Annotated in this window: 20 protein-coding genes; 12 read left to right on the plus strand and 8 right to left on the minus strand. The window is 64.8% G+C overall.

What is annotated here, in order from left to right; all coding sequences use genetic code 11:
- Positions 1 to 99: 99 nt before the first annotated feature.
- The gene (locus ACO6VM_RS26705; RefSeq protein ID WP_153788737.1) at positions 100 to 348 is read right to left on the minus strand and encodes a hypothetical protein; all 249 of its coding nucleotides are present in this window, start codon (positions 346 to 348) and stop codon (positions 100 to 102) included.
- Positions 349 to 839: 491 nt separating this feature from the next.
- On the opposite strand from ACO6VM_RS26705, the gene hemA reads away from it, so the two are divergent.
- The 6 genes from hemA (at position 840) to ACO6VM_RS26735 (ending at position 6,198) form a co-directional block, all read left to right on the plus strand.
- Complete coding sequence (gene hemA, locus ACO6VM_RS26710) at positions 840 to 2,117, plus strand: glutamyl-tRNA reductase (RefSeq protein ID WP_110994771.1); 1,278 nt, start codon at positions 840 to 842, stop codon at positions 2,115 to 2,117.
- Positions 2,114 to 3,196, plus strand: a complete 1,083-nt coding sequence (gene prfA, locus ACO6VM_RS26715; RefSeq protein WP_422404043.1) for a peptide chain release factor 1 — start codon at positions 2,114 to 2,116, stop codon at positions 3,194 to 3,196. Before hemA ends, prfA begins: the two co-directional genes overlap by 4 nt.
- Positions 3,196 to 4,026, plus strand: a complete 831-nt coding sequence (prmC, locus tag ACO6VM_RS26720; RefSeq protein ID WP_258643199.1) for a peptide chain release factor N(5)-glutamine methyltransferase — start codon at positions 3,196 to 3,198, stop codon at positions 4,024 to 4,026. The genes prfA and prmC overlap by 1 nt, the downstream gene beginning before the upstream one ends.
- Positions 4,020 to 4,775 carry a molybdopterin-synthase adenylyltransferase MoeB gene (locus ACO6VM_RS26725; RefSeq protein ID WP_422404044.1) on the plus strand — a complete coding sequence of 252 codons (756 nt, stop codon included), beginning with the start codon at positions 4,020 to 4,022 and terminating at the stop codon, positions 4,773 to 4,775. The genes prmC and ACO6VM_RS26725 overlap by 7 nt, the downstream gene beginning before the upstream one ends.
- Positions 4,768 to 5,565, plus strand: coding sequence for a glutamate racemase (murI, locus tag ACO6VM_RS26730; RefSeq protein WP_422404045.1), 798 nt, complete (start codon positions 4,768 to 4,770; stop codon positions 5,563 to 5,565). The genes ACO6VM_RS26725 and murI overlap by 8 nt, the downstream gene beginning before the upstream one ends.
- A 114-nt stretch (positions 5,566 to 5,679) precedes the next feature.
- Positions 5,680 to 6,198: an acyloxyacyl hydrolase gene (locus tag ACO6VM_RS26735; RefSeq protein ID WP_401060330.1), complete on the plus strand. Its 519-nt coding sequence runs from the start codon at positions 5,680 to 5,682 to the stop codon at positions 6,196 to 6,198.
- A gap of 178 nt (positions 6,199 to 6,376) precedes the next feature.
- Here the strand turns inward: ACO6VM_RS26735 and ACO6VM_RS26740 are convergent, their stop codons facing one another.
- From ACO6VM_RS26740 to ACO6VM_RS26760, 5 genes are all read right to left on the minus strand, one after another.
- On the minus strand, positions 6,377 to 7,063 hold the full coding sequence (locus ACO6VM_RS26740) for an SDR family NAD(P)-dependent oxidoreductase (RefSeq protein ID WP_422404046.1): 687 nt from the start codon (positions 7,061 to 7,063) through the stop codon (positions 6,377 to 6,379).
- The gene (gene phrB, locus ACO6VM_RS26745) at positions 7,060 to 8,502 is read right to left on the minus strand and encodes a deoxyribodipyrimidine photo-lyase (protein ID WP_422404047.1); all 1,443 of its coding nucleotides are present in this window, start codon (positions 8,500 to 8,502) and stop codon (positions 7,060 to 7,062) included. Before phrB ends, ACO6VM_RS26740 begins: the two co-directional genes overlap by 4 nt.
- A gap of 4 nt (positions 8,503 to 8,506) precedes the next feature.
- Positions 8,507 to 9,385, minus strand: coding sequence for a MerR family transcriptional regulator (locus ACO6VM_RS26750; RefSeq protein ID WP_422404048.1), 879 nt, complete (start codon positions 9,383 to 9,385; stop codon positions 8,507 to 8,509).
- Positions 9,375 to 10,343 (minus strand): YbgA family protein, encoded by a 969-nt coding sequence (locus ACO6VM_RS26755; protein ID WP_422404049.1) that lies wholly within the window; start codon positions 10,341 to 10,343, stop codon positions 9,375 to 9,377. Before ACO6VM_RS26755 ends, ACO6VM_RS26750 begins: the two co-directional genes overlap by 11 nt.
- A gap of 107 nt (positions 10,344 to 10,450) precedes the next feature.
- Positions 10,451 to 11,437 carry an NAD(P)/FAD-dependent oxidoreductase gene (locus ACO6VM_RS26760; protein WP_422404050.1) on the minus strand — a complete coding sequence of 329 codons (987 nt, stop codon included), beginning with the start codon at positions 11,435 to 11,437 and terminating at the stop codon, positions 10,451 to 10,453.
- A 187-nt stretch (positions 11,438 to 11,624) separates the two neighbouring features.
- On the opposite strand from ACO6VM_RS26760, the gene ACO6VM_RS26765 reads away from it, so the two are divergent.
- Positions 11,625 to 12,530, plus strand: coding sequence for a TIGR01777 family oxidoreductase (locus tag ACO6VM_RS26765; RefSeq protein WP_422404051.1), 906 nt, complete (start codon positions 11,625 to 11,627; stop codon positions 12,528 to 12,530).
- A gap of 13 nt (positions 12,531 to 12,543) precedes the next feature.
- Positions 12,544 to 13,557 (plus strand): ferrochelatase, encoded by a 1,014-nt coding sequence (gene hemH / locus ACO6VM_RS26770; protein WP_422404052.1) that lies wholly within the window; start codon positions 12,544 to 12,546, stop codon positions 13,555 to 13,557.
- Positions 13,558 to 13,672: 115 nt separating this feature from the next.
- Here the strand turns inward: hemH and ACO6VM_RS26775 are convergent, their stop codons facing one another.
- Together ACO6VM_RS26775 and upp are read right to left on the minus strand one after the other, a co-directional pair.
- Positions 13,673 to 14,947: a uracil-xanthine permease family protein gene (locus ACO6VM_RS26775; RefSeq protein WP_422403884.1), complete on the minus strand. Its 1,275-nt coding sequence runs from the start codon at positions 14,945 to 14,947 to the stop codon at positions 13,673 to 13,675.
- Positions 14,948 to 14,949: 2 nt separating this feature from the next.
- On the minus strand, positions 14,950 to 15,588 hold the full coding sequence (upp, locus tag ACO6VM_RS26780; protein ID WP_110994785.1) for a uracil phosphoribosyltransferase: 639 nt from the start codon (positions 15,586 to 15,588) through the stop codon (positions 14,950 to 14,952).
- A gap of 162 nt (positions 15,589 to 15,750) precedes the next feature.
- Here upp and ACO6VM_RS26785 point away from each other — a divergent pair, with 162 nt between their 5' ends.
- From ACO6VM_RS26785 to ACO6VM_RS26800, 4 genes are all read left to right on the plus strand, one after another.
- Positions 15,751 to 16,308: a hypoxanthine-guanine phosphoribosyltransferase gene (locus ACO6VM_RS26785; RefSeq protein ID WP_125465523.1), complete on the plus strand. Its 558-nt coding sequence runs from the start codon at positions 15,751 to 15,753 to the stop codon at positions 16,306 to 16,308.
- A gap of 2 nt (positions 16,309 to 16,310) precedes the next feature.
- Complete coding sequence (locus ACO6VM_RS26790) at positions 16,311 to 16,784, plus strand: WbuC family cupin fold metalloprotein (RefSeq protein WP_401060293.1); 474 nt, start codon at positions 16,311 to 16,313, stop codon at positions 16,782 to 16,784.
- 81 nt (positions 16,785 to 16,865) lie between these two features.
- Entirely contained in the window at positions 16,866 to 17,336 is a 471-nt protein-coding gene (locus tag ACO6VM_RS26795) for a hypothetical protein (protein WP_422403885.1), read from the plus strand.
- 70 nt (positions 17,337 to 17,406) lie between these two features.
- Positions 17,407 to 17,697: a PA4642 family protein gene (locus ACO6VM_RS26800; RefSeq protein ID WP_110994788.1), complete on the plus strand. Its 291-nt coding sequence runs from the start codon at positions 17,407 to 17,409 to the stop codon at positions 17,695 to 17,697.
- Positions 17,698 to 17,735 lie beyond the last annotated feature (38 nt).

The raw sequence follows: 17,735 nt of genomic DNA on the forward strand, positions 1-17,735 counted from the left end.
TCAAGCCCGCTCCCACGCAGGCATAACGCTGCGGGCTGGGGGCGTGGGAGCGGGCTTGCCCCGCGATAGCGACAGCCCAGGCGACACATGACAAACGGCCTAGTGGAACGCCCGGCGCTCCATCTCCGGCATTTGCACCTGAATCAGTGCCGACTCAAGCAGCACCCGCAGCGCCTCGATCTCATGCATCAATGCCATGATCAGAATCGATGCGGGCGACTTGGACTGCTGGACCGAAATGGCTTGATGCGCCACAGCCTGCGCGCACAGGGCGTACTCCGTGGCCTGGATCAGGGTGTCTTCAAGGGAATGATGGTTATGGGGTGGATCGGGGACGATCTTTAGCATGGTTTCAGTCCTGTTCGTGAAATAAGGACCACCACCGCAGGCTGTCAAACAAGAAGGTGGCAGCTGTACATGGGTTGACAGACCGGTGAACAAAACCAAAAGACCGGCGCACACGGAGGTGCCCCACGCACAGCCGCCATAAAAGCTAAGCCATGCGGTTTGTTCAGGGCGGCCTGTCAAAGCCGATCACTGTTTTCGCAGCGACCGCCCGAGACTAGAGGCCAACCCAGGCCACCGCAATGGCTTGAAAGGACCTGGCAGTATGTTTGGGAAATGGACTACAGGAAAGGTGCTTAATCTGATTCTTCCCATTCCCATTTACCGCCCACAACCCCGTAAAAATTCGCCTGGCCGTGGGAGCCTTCGCCTTCGAACCTGTCGATACCCACCCTCGCCACCGCCTGCCTATCACCACAATAGCGAACGGTGGTTGTTCTAAAACCTGCGAAGTAGGACAATTATCGGCTTCACGTCCCAACCAGCGACCTTGCATGGCCTTTCTTGCACTTGGTATCAACCATAAGACTGCCTCGGTAGACGTACGCGAGCGCGTGGCGTTTACCCCAGAGCAGCTGGTGGATGCCCTGCAGCAGCTCTGCCGACTGACCGCCAGCCGCGAGGCGGCGATCCTGTCCACCTGCAACCGCAGCGAACTCTATATAGAGCAAGACCAGCTCGGCGCCGACGCGGTGCTGCAGTGGCTGGCCGACTATCACCAGCTGAGCCTCGATGAACTGCGCGCCAGCGCCTATGTGCACGAAGAGCACGACGCGGTGCGGCACATGATGCGGGTGGCTTCGGGCCTCGACTCGCTGGTGTTGGGCGAACCGCAGATCCTCGGCCAGATGAAGTCGGCCTACGCCGTGGCCCGCGAGGCCGGCACCGTCGGCCCGCTGCTCGGCCGCTTGTTCCAGGCCACCTTCAGCGCCGCCAAGCAGGTGCGCACCGACACCGCCATCGGCGAGAACCCGGTGTCGGTGGCCTTTGCCGCGGTCAGCCTGGCCAAGCAGATCTTCTCCGACCTGGGGCGCAGCCAGGCGCTGCTGATCGGTGCTGGCGAAACCATCACCCTGGTCGCCCGCCACCTGCACGAGCAGGGCGTGCGCCGCATCGTCGTGGCCAACCGCACCCTCGAACGCGCCAGCATGCTGGCCGAGCAGTTCGGCGCCCACGCCGTGCTGCTGGCGGATATCCCGCAGGAGCTGGCCAACAGCGACATCGTCATCAGCTCCACCGCCAGCCAGTTGCCGATCCTGGGCAAAGGCGCGGTGGAGAGCGCGCTGAAGCAGCGCCGGCACAAGCCAATCTTCATGGTCGACATCGCGGTGCCGCGTGACATCGAGCCGCAGGTCGGCGACCTGGATGACGTCTACCTCTACACCGTCGACGACCTGCACGATGTGGTCGCGGAAAACCTCAAGAGCCGCCAGGGCGCGGCCCAGGCCGCCGAAGAGCTGGTGTCGGCCGGTGCCGACGATTTCATGGTGCGCCTGCGCGAGCTGGCCGCGGTGGATGTGCTCAAGGCCTATCGCCAACAAAGCGAGCGCCTGCGCGACGAAGAGCTGCAAAAGGCCCAGCGCCTGCTGGCCAACGGCGGCAACCCCGAAGAGGTACTGGCGCAACTGGCCCGGGGGCTGACCAACAAACTTCTGCACGCGCCCAGCGTGCAACTGAAAAAGCTCTCTGCCGAAGGCCGCCTCGATGCACTGGCCATGGCCCAGGAACTCTTCGCCCTCCATGAGGGCTCGACGGACAAAACCCCGCAATGAAAGCGTCGCTGCTGAACAAACTGGACACGCTCCAGGACCGCTTCGAGGAACTCACCGCGCTGCTGGGTGATGCCGAAGTCATTTCCGACCAGACTCGCTTCCGTGCCTATTCCCGCGAATACGCCGAAGTCGAGCCGGTGATCGCCGCCTATAAAGAGTGGCGCAAGGTCCAGGATGACCTCGAAGGCGCCCAGGCGCTGCTCAAGGACGCCGACCCCGACTTGCGCGAAATGGCCGTCGAGGAAGTGCGCGAGGCCAAGGAGCAGCTGGTGGGCCTTGAGTCGAACCTGCAGCGCATGCTGCTGCCCAAGGACCCCAACGACGGGCGCAACGTGTTCCTGGAAATCCGCGCCGGCACCGGCGGTGACGAGGCGGCGATCTTCTCTGGCGACCTGTTCCGCATGTACTCGCGCTATGCCGAGAAACGCGGCTGGCGCCTGGAGATTCTCTCCGAGAACGAAGGCGAGCACGGCGGCTACAAAGAGATCATCGCCCGGGTTGAAGGCGACAGCGTGTACGGCAAGCTGAAGTTCGAGTCCGGCGCCCACCGCGTGCAGCGTGTGCCCGAGACCGAGTCGCAAGGCCGCATCCACACCTCGGCCTGCACCGTGGCCGTGCTGCCCGAGCCCGACGAGCAGGTGGCGATCGAGATCAACCCGGCCGACCTGCGCGTGGACACCTACCGCGCCTCTGGCGCCGGCGGCCAGCACGTCAACAAGACCGACTCGGCGATCCGCATCACCCACTTGCCGACCGGCATCGTGGTCGAATGCCAGGAAGAGCGTTCGCAGCACAAGAACCGTGCGCGGGCGATGTCCTGGCTGTCGGCCAAGCTCAACGACATGCAGACCAGCGCCGCGCAGAACGCCATTGCCAGCGAGCGCAAGCTGCTGGTCGGTTCGGGTGACCGTTCCGAGCGCATCCGCACCTACAATTATCCACAGGGCCGGGTGACCGACCACCGCATCAACCTCACCCTCTATTCCCTCGACGATATCCTCGCCGGCGGTGTGGATTCGGTGATCGAGCCGCTGCTGGCCGAGTATCAGGCCGATCAGCTGGCCGCCCTGGGGGATTGATGACCATCATTGCCAGCCTGCTGCGCAACGCGCAGTTGCCGGAGTCGCCCACCGAGCGTCTGGACGCCGAGCTGCTTTTGGCCGCGGCCTTGGGCAAGTCGCGCAGCTACCTGCACACCTGGCCCGAGCGCATCGTCAGCAGCGAGGCCGCCGAGGCGTTCGCAGGCTTCATCGAGCGCCGTCGCGCGGGTGAGCCGGTGGCCTACATCCTGGGCCAGCAAGGCTTCTGGAAGCTCGACCTGGAAGTGGCGCCGCACACCCTGATCCCACGCCCGGACACCGAGCTGCTGGTGGAGACCGCCCTTGAGCTGGTCCCGGCCTCGCCTGCCCGGGTGCTGGACCTGGGCACCGGCACCGGCGCCATCGCCCTGGCCCTGGCCAGCGAGTGCCCGGCCTGGCAGGTGACGGCGGTGGACCGTGTCGACGAAGCCGTGGCGCTGGCCGAGCGCAACCGTCAGCGCCTGGGCCTGGGCAATGCGCAGATTCGCGCCAGCCATTGGTTCGATGCACTGGTCGGTGAGCGCTTCGACCTGATCCTCAGCAACCCCCCTTACATTCGCGCCGCCGACCCGCACCTGGTTGCCGGCGATGTACGCTTTGAGCCCAGCAGTGCCCTGGTTGCCGGCGAAGATGGCCTGGACGACCTGCGGGTGATCGTCGCCCAGGCGCCGCAGCATTTGCTGCCCGGCGGCTGGCTGCTGCTCGAGCATGGCTACGACCAGGCCCCGGCGGTGCGCGAACTGCTGGCGGCCAGCGGCTTCATCGAAGTCGCCAGCCGTGTCGACCTGGGCGGCCACGAGCGCATCAGCCTGGGGCGCCTGCCATGCTGAGCGACCTGGAGCTGTTGCGTTACAGCCGGCAGATCCTGCTGTCGCAAGTGGACATCGACGGCCAGCTGCGCTTGAAGCACGGCAAGGCGCTGGTGATCGGCCTTGGCGGCTTGGGCTCGCCGGTGGCGCTGTACCTTGCCGCCGCCGGCGTCGGCCAATTGCACCTGGCCGATTTCGACACCGTCGACCTCACCAACCTGCAGCGCCAGGTCATCCACGACAGCGACAGTGTCGGCATGAGCAAGGTGGATTCGGCGATCAAGCGCCTGCAGGCGATCAACCCGGAAATCACCCTGGTCGCCCATCGCCAGGCGCTGGACGAAGATTCGCTGGCCGCCGCAGTGGCGGCGGTGGACGTGGTGCTGGATTGTTCCGACAACTTCGGCACCCGGGAGGCCGTCAATGCCGCCTGTGTCGCGGCCGGCAAGCCGTTGGTCAGCGGCGCGGCGATCCGCCTCGAAGGCCAGCTGTCGGTGTTCGATACGCGGCGCGACAACAGCCCCTGCTACCACTGCCTGTACGGCCATGGCAGCGACGCTGAGCTGACCTGCAGCGAAGCCGGCGTGCTGGGCCCGCTGGTTGGGCTGGTCGGCAGCCTGCAAGCACTGGAAGCCCTGAAGTTGCTGGCTGGCTTCGGTGAGCCGCTGGTGGGGCGCCTGCTGTTGATCGATGCGCTGGGCACCCGCATGCGCGAACTGCGGGTCAAGCGCGACCCGGCCTGCGCCGTGTGCGCTACCCGCCATGGCTGAAGGGCTGGCGCCGGTCGGCGTGATGGATTCGGGGGTCGGCGGCTTGTCGGTGCTCGCCGAAATCCAGCGCCTGTTGCCCAATGAATCGCTGCTGTATGTGGCCGACAGCGGCCACGTCCCCTATGGCGAAAAGTCCCCCGACTATATCCGCCAGCGCCTGCGTCATATCGCGGGGTTCTTCCGCGAGCAGGGTGCCAAGGCGATGGTCCTGGCCTGCAACACCGCCACCGTGGCGGCGGTCGCCGACCTGCGCGAGTTGTACCCCGACTGGCCGCTGGTGGGCATGGAGCCGGCAGTCAAGCCGGCGGCGGCGGCAACCCGCTCTGGCGTGGTCGGCGTGCTGGCCACCACCGGCACGCTGCAAAGCGCCAAGTTCGCCGCCTTGCTCGACCGTTTCGCCAGCGATGTGCAGGTGATCACCCGGCCTTGCCCGGGCTTGGTGGAGTGCATCGAGGCCGGCGACCTGGCCAGCCCGGTGCTGCGCCAATTGCTGGCGGGCTATGTGCAGCCGTTGCTTGAGGCGGGCTGCGACACCTTGATCCTGGGCTGCACCCACTACCCCTTCCTGCGCCCGCTGCTGGCGCAGATGGTCCCGGCAGACGTGGCGATCATCGACACCGGTGCCGCCGTGGCACGCCAGCTGCAACGCCTGCTGGCGGTGCGCGGCTTGCTCGCCGAGGGGCCGGCGCAGCCCACCCGGTTCTGGAGCAGCGCCGACCCGGCCACCCTGAAAAAAATCCTGCCGTTGCTGTGGCATAAATCCGACAGCGTGCAAAGCTTCCCCTTATAAAAAGTGTGAAGGGCGTCAATCGCCGTTGGAACTATGGTTTCGCCGTCGATTTCCACCGCTCTGCCTGCATGCCGGGCAAACACAGCAAACACCATCAGGAAGTAGGGGGTGCGCATGCGCAAACTGGGCGTCTTGGCGGCCGTTGCCGCTGTTTCTCTGGGGCAGGCGGTGGCTGTGCAGGCTGCTGACATTTCGTTATCGGTGGGGCAGACGGGGGACTCGACCTGGGTCTATCGGCTGGGCTTGCAGTCGAACTGGGACGCCAGTTGGTGGCAAACCGGGGTCGGGCGCCTGACGGGTTACTGGGATGGTGCCTACAGCTATTGGCAGGGTGACAAGACCGCCAGCAACCACAGCCTGTCGTTCGCGCCGGTGTTCGTCTATGAGTTCGCGGGCGAGTCAGTCAGGCCCTACATCGAGGCGGGGATTGGTGTAGCGGCATTCTCCAGCACCGAACTGGAAGACAATCGGTTGGGCTCGTCATTCCAGTTCGAGGACCGCATCGGCTTTGGCCTGCGCTTCGCGGGCGGGCATGAGGTGGGGATTCGCGCCACCCACTATTCCAATGCCGGGTTCAAGCAGCCCAACGACGGGGTGGAAAGTTACGCCCTGCATTACCGCATGCCGTTGTAGCGCCGAGCCCTGCTTCCAACATCGTGGGAGCGGGCTTGCCCCGCGATCTGCCGCAACGCGGCAGTAAAGCCCGAAATTGGGCACAGGAGCGCTTCGCACTCCATCGCGGGGCAAGCCCGCTCCCACGAAATTTTTCGTACAAAGCCCAACGCATAGCTTGGCCTGTTGGCAAAGCTGTTCAGCCTGGTAACGGCCAGAGGCTATTCAGGCTCAGCGCCTCAAGCACCAGTTCGGGTTGGCGCTGTTCCAGGCGTGCCAGCAACTCGTTGGCGGCAGTCTGTGCGGTCCAGGGCTCCGGGATGGCCTGAGCCAGGGTTACCGGGGTTTTCAACGACTGCGGCGCGACGACCGTCAGGTCCACGCCCAACGTCTTCAGGGTTGCGCGTTGGTTGCGCAGCCACCTTGGCAGGCTGTTGAGGCCGCTGGGCGGTTGGTTCGGCTCGTACAGCTGCGATGCCGAATAGCGGCTCAAGATCACCATCACCTGCGGTTTGTCACCCTTGGCCAGCAAGGGCAGGGCCGCCGCCAGGCAGTGCTCGGCGGCGCGCAGGTTGCTGGCAACGATCATCTCGAACAGGTCGGTGCCCGCCACGTCGTCGGCCAGGTAGTCGCAGCTGCCGGCGTTGATGATCAAGGTGTCGAGCGCAGCCCATCGCGCCTGCAGCTGCTGGCTGGCGATATCGGCCTGGCCTACCTCCTGCAACTGGCCGGGAAGGCAAAGCACCTGTTCGCTCAACGCCTGGAGCTGTTCGTGGTCCCTGCTGCTGACGGCGACCCGTTGCCCCAGGTCGAGCAATCGTTCCACCAGGGCCAGGCCAAGTCCGTTGGTGGCCCCCGTTACCCAAAAACTGCGCGTAGTACTCAAATGGTTTCCCTCTGCTCCTGCCAGGTGGACAAGCCTTTGAAGGCGTCCAATGCACGCTGGCGACTGCTTTCGAGATCGACGATAGGACTGGTGTAGTAATTTGTAGCAAACAGATCAGCGGATTTCACCGGGAAATGAATGTATTTATCATCCCTCTGCTGCAGCTCTGGTAACCAGTGGCGTATGAAAACGCCTTTGGAATCGAAACGTTGCGACTGAGTGACCGGGTTGAAGATGCGAAAGTAAGGCACTGCGTCCGTGCCCGTTGACGCACTCCACTGCCAGCCGCCGTTGTTGGCGGCCAGGTCACCGTCGATCAAGTGGCGCATGAAATGGCGTTCCCCCTCGCGCCAGTCGATCAGCAGGTTCTTGCTGAGGAACATGGCCACGATCATGCGCAGGCGGTTGTGCATCCAGCCGGTGTGCAGCAGTTGGCGCATGGCTGCATCGATGATCGGGAAACCGGTGCGGCCTTCTTTCCAGGCTTGCAGGTCCTCAGGTGCGTTGCGCCAGGGCAGGGCCTCGGTGTGGGCACGGAAGGCGCGGTGCCGGGACACCTGTGGATAACCCACCAGGATGTGTTTGTAGAACTCCCGCCAGAGCAGTTCGTTGACCCAGGTCTGCACGCCGGCATTACCGCTGTCGAACTCACCCTGGTTGCTGGCCAGGGCGGCATGCAGGCACTGGCGCGGCGAGATCACCCCCGCGGCCAGGTAGGGTGAAAGTTGGCTGGTGCCGGCCACGGCGGGCAGGTCGCGCTGTTGTGGGTAGTCTTCGACACATTCGTCGAGGAAGCGCGCCAGGCGCTGGTGCGCCTCGTCCTCGCCGGCCGGCCAGTGCTCGCGCAGGGCAGCGGGCGTGCCGTCGAAGCCTTCGATGTGCGCAGGGATGGGGTCGCTGGCGATCTCCAGGGCGCCTTGGCGCTGAACACGCGGGGCGCGGGCGGGCAGGCTGCGGTGCAGGTGCTCCAGGCAAACCCGTTTGAACTGGCTGAACACCTGGAAGTAGTGGCCGCTGCGGGTGAGCACGCTGCCGGGCTTGAACAGCAACTGGTCGAGATGGCCGTAGGCACCGATCCCGGCCTGTTCCAGCTTCCGTGCGGTGGCCTGGTCGCGTCGGGCTTCGTTGACGCCGTACTCGTCGTTCCAGTGCACGGCCTCGATGTTGTGCTGGCGGCACACCTCAAGCACCGCTTCAGGCACCTCGGCCCAGCTGTCGGTATGGCGGATCAGCAGCGGGATGTTCAGGGCTTGCAGCGACTGGCTTAGCTGGCGCAGGTTGCGCAGCCAGAAGTCGACCTTGCAGGCGGCGTCGTCGTGGCTTTGCCACTGCCCGGGGCTGGCGATCCACAGGGCCACGGTGGGGCCGCGCTGGCAGGCGGCCGAGAGGGCGATGTTGTCGTCGATGCGCAGGTCGCTGCGCAGCCAGATCAATTGCATGGGTTTAGCGGCCTGTTGAGTGTTGAAGGCGGTGCAAGGCGGCCTGTGGGCTGTCGAACAGCTGCAGGCCGGGCAGGCCCAGGGCGTGCAGTTCGGCCTGATGCAGGCTGATGCTGCGGCCGCCCAGGAGTTTTGCGGTGTTTAGGTCCTGCAGGGTGCGGCCGAGGGCAGCGAGGTCCGGGCGTCGGCCGAGGTAGAGCAGCAGCGCGCGTGGCTGCAGCAGCTCGACGGCTTGGCGCAATTGGCGGGGTTCCACGGGCCATTCGAGGATCTCCAGCGGCTGGCCACTGCTGCTGAGTAGCCAGGCGCAGAGCCAGAATTCGGCATCGAAGGGGGTGTCGTCGGTGCGTGCCAGCAGTACGCAAGCCCCCGCCAGGGAATGGCTGTCGTGGTACACCCGGGCCCCCAGCTTGCTGCGCAACCAGGTGTTGAAGAATGCCTGCTCCAGGCCCGCGTCGAAGTGTGTTTGCCAGCGCAGGGCAAGCGCGTCGAGCAGCGGCAGCAACAGCCGTTCGCACACCGTGACGGCCGGATACAGGGCCATGGCCTGATTCAGCAGTTGGTCGAGTGGGCGTTGCGCCAGATGGGCGATGGCTTCGATCAGTTGCTCTATGCGCTCACCCCATTCGCCCTCGACCGGGGTGCTGGCATCCGCCGCGTTGTCCAGCAGTGCGCGCACCTGGCTGACCGCCGCGCCGCGTTCGAGCCAGCGCAGCACTGCTTGGACGCGCTGCACCTGGTCCTGTGGATAAAGGCGGTGGCCCTTGGCTGTGCGTTGCGGCTTGATCAACCCATAACGGCGCTCCCAGGCGCGCAGGGTGACCGGGTTGACGCCGGTCAGCCGGGCGACTTCGCCAATCGGCAGCAGGGCTTCAGATGGCATTGCGCAGCCCGAGGCGTTCAGGGTGGGGTTGCAGGTAGGCCTGCTGCAAAAGGTAGGGGTCGGGGTGGCAACGCAGGTGGTGTTTGAGCAGGGTCAAGGGCACCACCAGCGGCACCACGCCTTGCTGGTACTGGCCTATGATCTGCTGCAGCTCGGCCTTGTCGGCCTGGTCGAGGTCGTTGCGCAGGTAACCGCTCAGGTGCTGCAGCACGTTGCCATGGGTGCCGCGGCTGGCGCAGCGACGCAGGGCTTGCATCAGCTGGCTGAAATAAGCGCGACCGAACTGCTCGGGGTCGTGGTCGCGGGTCATGCTGCCGAGCAGCTTGCCCAGGCTTCGATAGGCCTGCGGGTTATGGGCCATCAACAGGTACTTGTAGCGGGCGTGGAAGCGGATCAGCGCGCCACGGCTGAGGCCACCCTGCAGCACCTGCTGCCAGTCGGCGTAGGCATACACGCGGCTGATGAAGTTCTCGCGCAGCACCGGGTCGTGCAGGCGGCCTTCTTCTTCCACCGGCAGGTCCGGGCGGCTGGTGCAGAAGGCGGCGGCGTAGGCGCCACGCCCGCCCTGGCTGGCCGGGTAGCCGTTCTCCTGGTACACCTTGACCCGTTCGAGCCCGCAGGAAGGTGATTTCTGCATGAAGATGTAGCCGCAGATATCGTCGAGCTCGCTGGCCATCTGTTGGCCATAAGCGCGCAGCGGGCCGGAAAAATCGGTGCTGCTGTCGCGGGTGCCGGTGACGGCAGGGTGCTCCGGGTCGCCGACCAGGCGGATCGGCTCGCGAGGCACGCCCAGGCCGATGGCGACTTCCGGGCACACGGTCACCCATTCGAAGTGCTCATCGAGCAGCTCATGGCACAGGTCGGAGTGCTTGTGCCCGGCGTTATAGCGCACGTTGAGGCCGGTGAGGCAGGCGCTGATGGCCAGGCGTGGCTTGCCGCTCGGGGAGGGAAGGTTCATGGCGTGCTCCGGAAGTACTTGTACAGGCAGCAGGGTTTGTACAAGGCAATTCCAGCACATTTGAAAACTTATACAAGAATTATTTCTTGTATAAGTTTTTTGTCCGGCTATTCCAGGTGTTCCAGCAGCCGCCGGGCCGCCTCCTGGCCGCTGAGCCAGGCGCCTTCGACACGCCCGGACAGGCACCAGTCGCCACAGGCATACAGGCCCAGGTCGGCATCGGCCAGGGCGCCCCATTCATGGTTCACGGCTGGCCGGGCATACAGCCAGCGGTGGGCGAGGGCGAACGTCGGGGCAGGCACCACGCAGCCGACCAGCTCGGCGAATTCGCCCCACAGCTGTTCGATCACGTCTTCCTTGGGCAGGTCGATATGTTGCTTGCTCCAGTTGGAGGTGGCGTGCAGCACCCAGGTGTCGAGGTGCGCTTCACGCCCGGGCTTGCTGCGGTTGCGCGCCAGCCAGTCGAGCGGGTTGTCTTGTACGAAGCAGCCTTGCATGGGGGTATCGAGCGGGGTTTCGAAGCCCAGGGCGATCGCCCAGGTCGGCTCCATCTGCACACCTGCGGCGACTGCGGCAAGCTTTGGGGTGGCGGTCAGCAGTTGCGTTGCCTGGGGCGCCGGCACGGCGATGACCACGCGGCTGAACGGGCCGTGGCTGCAGCCATCGGTGTCCTGCAGGTGCCAGTAGTGCTTGCCGCGGAACACCTCGGCGATGCGGCAGCCGAAGTTGACCGTGACGTCCTTGAGCAAGCCGCGGGTGATGGCGCTCATGCGCGGTACGCCGACCCAGCGGGTTTGTTCGTCGGGGGAGGGGGTGAGTTCGCCATCGCGGTAGTTGTACAGCTGTGGCTTCCACTGTTCGGCCCAGCCGCTGGCGACCCAGTGTTGCACCTGCTCGACGAAACGCCGGTCGCGGGCGGTGAAGTATTGGGCACCGAGGTCAAGCGCACCGGCCTCGCTGCGCTTGCTGGCCATGCGCCCGCCGCTGCCGTGGCCTTTGTCGAACAGATGGACGGTATGCCCGGCTTTTTGCAAGGCCTGGGCGGCGGACAAACCGGCGATGCCGGCACCGATGATGGCAATAGGTACTGTCATGATGGCCTCTTCGAACCTCGCTGTTCGCAGCCTACGCTGCCAAGCAAACCTGTACAATACGCAATGTTTGTATAAGGTTATTCCGCTCGATAGGGCAGCTTGGCCTATGTTTATCCGAGAGCGTTCGGTCAAAAAAGTGCCTTGATCTTAAAAATAGACCACGGCCGCCAACTCTGAGGACACAGTCATGCATATATTGCTGACCGGCGGTACCGGCCTCATCGGCCAGCACCTTTGCCAGCTGTGGCGAGGGCAGGGTCACCGCCTGACCGTGTGGAGCCGTACCCCCGCGCAGGTGCCCAAACGCTGCGGCAGCGACGTGCGCGGTGTCGCTCGGCTGGAGGACATTGCCGCGGATGATGCCGTGGACGCGGTGATCAACCTGGCCGGCGCGCCGATCGCCGACCGGCCCTGGACGGCCGGGCGACGCAGCCTGCTCTGGGCCAGCCGGATCACCCTCACCGAGCAGTTGCTGGCCTGGCTCGAGGGCCGCGAGCAACGCCCCGAGGTGCTGATATCCGGCTCTGCCGTGGGTTGGTATGGCGACGGTGGCGAGCGTGAGCTGACCGAGGCGTCCGTGCCGGTGAAGGAGGATTTTGCCAGCCAGTTGTGCATCGCCTGGGAGGAGACCGCCTTGAGCGCTCAGGCCCTCGGCATCCGCGTGGTGCTGGTGCGAACGGGGTTGGTGTTGGCCTGCGACGGCGGCTTTTTGTCGCGCCTGCGCCTGCCGTTCAAACTCGGGCTGGGCGGGCCGCTGGGCGATGGCCGGCAGTGGATGCCGTGGGTGCATATAGACGATCAGGTCGCCCTGATTGATTTTCTGTTGCAGCACAAGGAGGCCAGCGGTCCTTATAATGCCTGCGCCCCGGAGCCGGTTCGCAATCGCGAGTTCGCCAGGCAGCTGGGGCGTGCCCTGCATCGCCCGGCGTTGCTGCCGATGCCGGCGGTGCTGCTCAAGGCCGGGTTGGGAGAGTTATCCACATTGCTGCTTGGCGGCCAGCGTGCCCGCCCGGTGCGGCTGCTGGCGGCAGGCTTCACGTTCCGCTTCAACGATCTGCAATCGGCGCTGGGCAACCTGTCCAGCCGCCTCTGACATAGGACGCTGCATGACCGATCACGCCCTGCTGCTGGTCAACCTGGGCTCGCCGGCCTCCACCTCGGTGGCCGACGTGCGCCGTTACCTCAACCAGTTCCTCATGGACCCGTACGTGATCGACCTGCCCTGGCCGGTGCGACGCCTGCTGGTGTCGCTGATCCTGATCAAGCGCCCCGAGCAGTCGGCCCATGCCTACGCCTCGATCTGGTGGGACGAAGGTTCGCCGCTGGTGGTGCTGACCCGCCGCTTGCAGCAGGCGATGACCGCCCATTGGCCCCATGGCCCGGTCGAGATCGCCATGCGCTATGGCCAGCCGGCACTGCCCGAGGTGCTTGAGCGTCTGGCTGCCCAGGGCGTGCGTAAAGTGACCCTGGCGCCGCTTTATCCACAGTTCGCCGACAGCACCGTGACCACCGTGGTGGAGCTGGCCAAGCAGACCATCGCCGAGCGCAAGCTGGCGTTGCAGACCCGCATTCTGCAGCCGTTCTACGACCATCCTGACTACATCGACGCGCTGGTCGCCAGCGCCCGGCCGCACCTGGCGCAGGGTTACGATCACCTGCTGCTGAGCTTCCATGGCCTGCCCGAGCGCCATCTGAAGAAGCTCGACCCTACCGGCAAGCACGATTTCCAGGCCGCCGATTGCTGTGCTGGCGCCAGCGCCGAGATGCGCGCGGTGTGCTATCGCGGCCAGTGCCTGGCCACCGCCAAGGCCTTCGCGCAGAAGATGGGTATCCCGGATGGCAAGTGGTCGGTGTCGTTCCAGTCGCGCCTGGGGCGCGCCAAGTGGATCGAGCCCTACACCGAAACGCGCCTGGATGAGCTGGGCAAGGCGGGGGTGCAGAAGCTTTTGGTGATGTGCCCGGCATTCGTCGCCGACTGCATCGAGACGCTGGAAGAGATCGGCGATCGGGGCAAGGAGCAGTTCATCGAGGCGGGTGGCAAGGAGCTGGTGCTGGTGCCGTGCCTGAATGATCACCCGGAGTGGGTGAGGGTGTTGGCGGGGATGTGCGAGAAGGCCTGACCAGGTTTCGTGGGAGCGGGCTTGCCCCGCGATAGCGATTGTTCTGGCGACCCTGTTGGCAAGCCAGACGCCATCGCGGGGCAAGCCCGCTCCCACGCCCCTTCAAACTGTCAGATCAAGGCAACTGATCTTCCAGCTTCTTGTGTTTCCAGCCATCGTTGCCCGGCAGGATCAGGTTCAGGGCAATGGCCACAATGGCGCACAGGGCGATGCCCTTCAGGCCCCAGTCGTCCGGGCCGTCGCCGCTGCCGATCAGTACGCCGCCGATGCCGAACACCAGGGTCACCGACACGATCACCAGGTTGCGCGCTTCGGCCAGGTCGATCTTGTGGCGGATCATGGTGTTCATGCCCACCGCCGCGATCGAGCCGAACAGCAGGCAGAGGATGCCCCCCATCACCGGTACCGGGATGCTCTGCAGCAGCGCGCCGAACTTGCCGATGAAGGCCAGGGTGATGGCGAACACCGCCGCCCAGGTCATGATCTTCGGGTTGTAGTTCTTGGTCAGCATCACCGCGCCGGTCACTTCGGCGTAGGTGGTGTTGGGCGGGCCACCGAACAGGCCGGCGGCGGTGGTCGCCAGGCCGTCACCCAGCAGGGTGCGGTGCAGGCCGGGCTTCTTCAGGTAGTCACGGCCGGTCACGCTGCCGACTGCGATCACCCCGCCGATGTGCTCGATCGCCGGTGCCAGGGCGACCGGAACGATGAACAGGATGGCCTGCCAGTTGAAGGCCGGGGCGGTGAAGTTCGGCAGTTCCAGCCAAGGGGCCGCGGCGATCTTGGCGGTGTCGACCACGCCAAAGGCGAACGACAGGGCAAAGCCCACCAGCACGCCGGAAATGATCGGCACCAGGCGGAAGATGCCCTTGCCGAACACAGCCACGATCAGCGTGGTCAGCAGCGCCGGCATCGAGATCATCATCGCGGTCTTGTACGGCATCAGCGCAGCGCCATCACCGCCCTTGCCCATGGCCATGTTGGCGGCGATCGGCGCCATGGCCAGGCCGATGGAGATGATCACCGGGCCGATGACCACGGGCGGCAGCATGCGGTCGATGAAACCGGTGCCTTTGACCTTCACCATCAGGCCCATGAAGGTGTAGACGAAGCCTGCGGCCATCACGCCGCCCATGGTCTCGGCCAGGCCGAACTGGCCCTTGGCGAGGATGATCGGGGTGATGAAGGCAAAGCTCGACGCCAGGAACACCGGGACCTGGCGACCGGTCACCAGCTGGAACAGCAAGGTGCCGATGCCGGCGGTGAACAGCGCGACGTTAGGGTCGAGGCCGGTGATCAGCGGCATCAGCACCAGCGCGCCGAATGCCACGAAGAGCATCTGCGCGCCCGAGACGACCTGGCGCCAGAGCGGGTCGTTGAAGCCGTCCTGCATGGTCAGGCGTCCTTCTGCTTGGTGCCGAAGATCTTGTCACCGGCATCGCCCAGGCCGGGGACGATGTAGCCATGTTCGTTCAGGCGCTGGTCGATCGAGGCGGTGTAGATCTTCACATCCGGGTGGGCTTTCTCCACCACTTCGATACCTTCAGGTGCCGCGACCAGCACCATGGCGCGGATCTCTTTGCAGCCGGCTTTCTTCAGCAGGTCGATGGTGGCGACCATCGAGCCGCCGGTGGCCAGCATCGGGTCGATGATCAGGGCCAGGCGCTGGTTGATGTCCGGTGCGAGCTTTTCAAGGTAGGTGTGCGCTTCGAGGGTTTCCTCGTTGCGGGCAACGCCCACTGCACTGACCTTGGCGCCGGGGATCAGGCTGAGCACGCCGTCGAGCATGCCGATGCCGGCACGCAGGATAGGCACCACGGTGATCTTCTTGCCGGCGATTTTCTCGACCTGCACCTTGCCGCACCAGCCGTCGATCTCGTAGGTCTCGAGTGGCAGGTCCTGGGTGGCTTCATAGGTCAACAGCGCGCCGACTTCCTGGGCGAGTTCGCGAAAATTCTTGGTGCTGATATCGGCGCGGCGCATGAGGCCGAGCTTATGGCGGATCAGCGGATGGCGGATCTCACGAGTAGGCATAGGGGGGCTCCGGAAGGCGGGCAAAAAAACCGCGCTAGATTAATCTATTCAGTCCTGACTGTCGTGCGGTCATTGTGCACGTTAGTCCATAAAGGCTTGATCTGGGACGAGCGGATGCGTACCTTTGCCCGCTTTTCCAAAACGCACCCCCTGGAGAGCGCCATGTCCGCCGATCTCGAGCATATCCGTCAAGTGATGCACGAGGCTGATTGCCTGTACAACGAAGCCGAGGTCGAGGCCGCCATCGCCGAGGTCGGCAAACAGATCTGCAAGGACCTGCACGACAAGAACCCGGTGGTTTTCTGCGTGATGAACGGTGGCCTGATCTTCGCCGGCAAGCTGCTCACCCACCTGCAGTTCCCGTTGGAAGCGTCGTACCTGCACGCCACCCGCTACCGCAACCAGACCAGCGGCGGCGAGCTGTTCTGGAAGGCCAAGCCCGAGGTGTCGTTCATTGACCGTGACGTGCTGATCGTCGACGACATCCTCGACGAGGGCCACACCCTCAGCGCCATCATCGAGTTCTGCAAGCATGCCGGTGCCCGCTCGGTGCACACCGCCGTGCTGATCGACAAGGATCACGACCGCAAGGCCAGCCCGGACCTGAAAGCCAACTACGTCGGCCTGCCGTGCGTCGACCGCTACATCTTCGGCTATGGCATGGACTACAAGGGCTACTGGCGCAACGCCAACGGCATCTTCGCCGTCAAGGGCTTGTAATCATGCGCCAGCCCGCGTTCATCGATCAGGCGTTGTTCACCGGGCTGGCAGCGCAGTCAGCGGCCAACCCGCGTGGCCGCCAGCACCATAACTTCCATGACATGGAAGAGCTTTGCCACCGCATGGCCATAGGCCTGCAGCCCGATACCTACATTCCGCCGCACCGGCACCTGAGCGTGGACAAGGCCGAGGCGTTGATCGTGCTCAAAGGGCGGATCGGCCTGTTGATCTTCGACGAGCAGGGTACCGTCACCGACAAACGTGTCATGGAGGCGGGCGGCGACTGCCTGGGTGTCGATCTGGCGCCGGGGACCTATCACGGGTTGGTGGTGCTGCAAGCCGACAGCATGCTGTTCGAGTGCAAGGCCGGCCCTTACCGCCCGGTGGGTGAGGGCGAGCTTGCCCACTGGGCGCCGCGTGAAGGCGAGGCCGGTGTGGCTGAGTACCAGGCCTGGATGCGCGCGCAGTTCGACTGAGCGGTCAGGCGGCCTCGCCGAGCTGGCCGCTACGGCCGAACAGACCATGCTAGAGTGCCCCTTCAAGCCAAGGAGCCTCACATGCGTGCGTTCGTCCCTCTCCTGCTGGCGGTGAGCCTGCCGCTATCTGCTGCCCCGCTGCACAGCCAGTTCCTGCCCCCCGACGACCTCGCCCTGCGCCAGGAAGCACCGACCAGCCAGCAGTTGCTGCAGATCACCGACTATTCGGTGGTGGTGGGCACCCAGCGCCAGTCCGACCAGCAACCCATCCCAATCACTTCCTCGTTGCAGATGCGCCTGAAGGGCAAGCCCTTGAGCAAGGGCTCGACCATCGGCGAAGTGCTGATCAACTTCGACGGCGAGGGCGGCAAGAGCCTGAAAAAGCCGGCTTATGACGACAAGCGTCGCACCCTGACCCTCAATTACCCGATGGCCGACTACCGGGTGATCATGGACCTGCTGCGCAACGAGACCCTTTACGTGCAGTTCCTCACTTACGGCAACGGCCATGTCTGGGCCGATCTGCACACCGGAACCGTACGTACGCGTTGAGGCACGATCAATTCGAGGGGTACACTGCCGGCCTTCGAAAATGTCCTAGACAGTCCAGTGGGAGTCCTTGATGCGTAAAGACAAGAAACAGGTGATTGGTGACGAAATCAGCGACGAGTACATCAAGAGCTTCCTGCAGTTCGAGCCGGCCGATGGCCTCACCTCGCCGTCGCACCACAAGCTGATCAAAGGCTACCGCGGCCTGCGTATCGACGATTTCGAGCGTTATGTCGGTTTCTTCCTCGAGGCCGGTTACGACCTGGATGGCAAGGACGAGCACGGCAAGACTTTCGTCGAGGTGATTGCCGACCAGCGCAATGCCCCTGAGTACATCGAGATCATCGACAACGCCCGCGGCTGATTGATTGGCCGGTGCTGGCCTCTTCGCGGGGCAAGCCC

It is taken from the genome of Pseudomonas sp. GZD-209, assembly GCF_049310485.1.
In the GTDB taxonomy this organism is placed as follows: domain Bacteria; phylum Pseudomonadota; class Gammaproteobacteria; order Pseudomonadales; family Pseudomonadaceae; genus Aquipseudomonas; species Aquipseudomonas sichuanensis.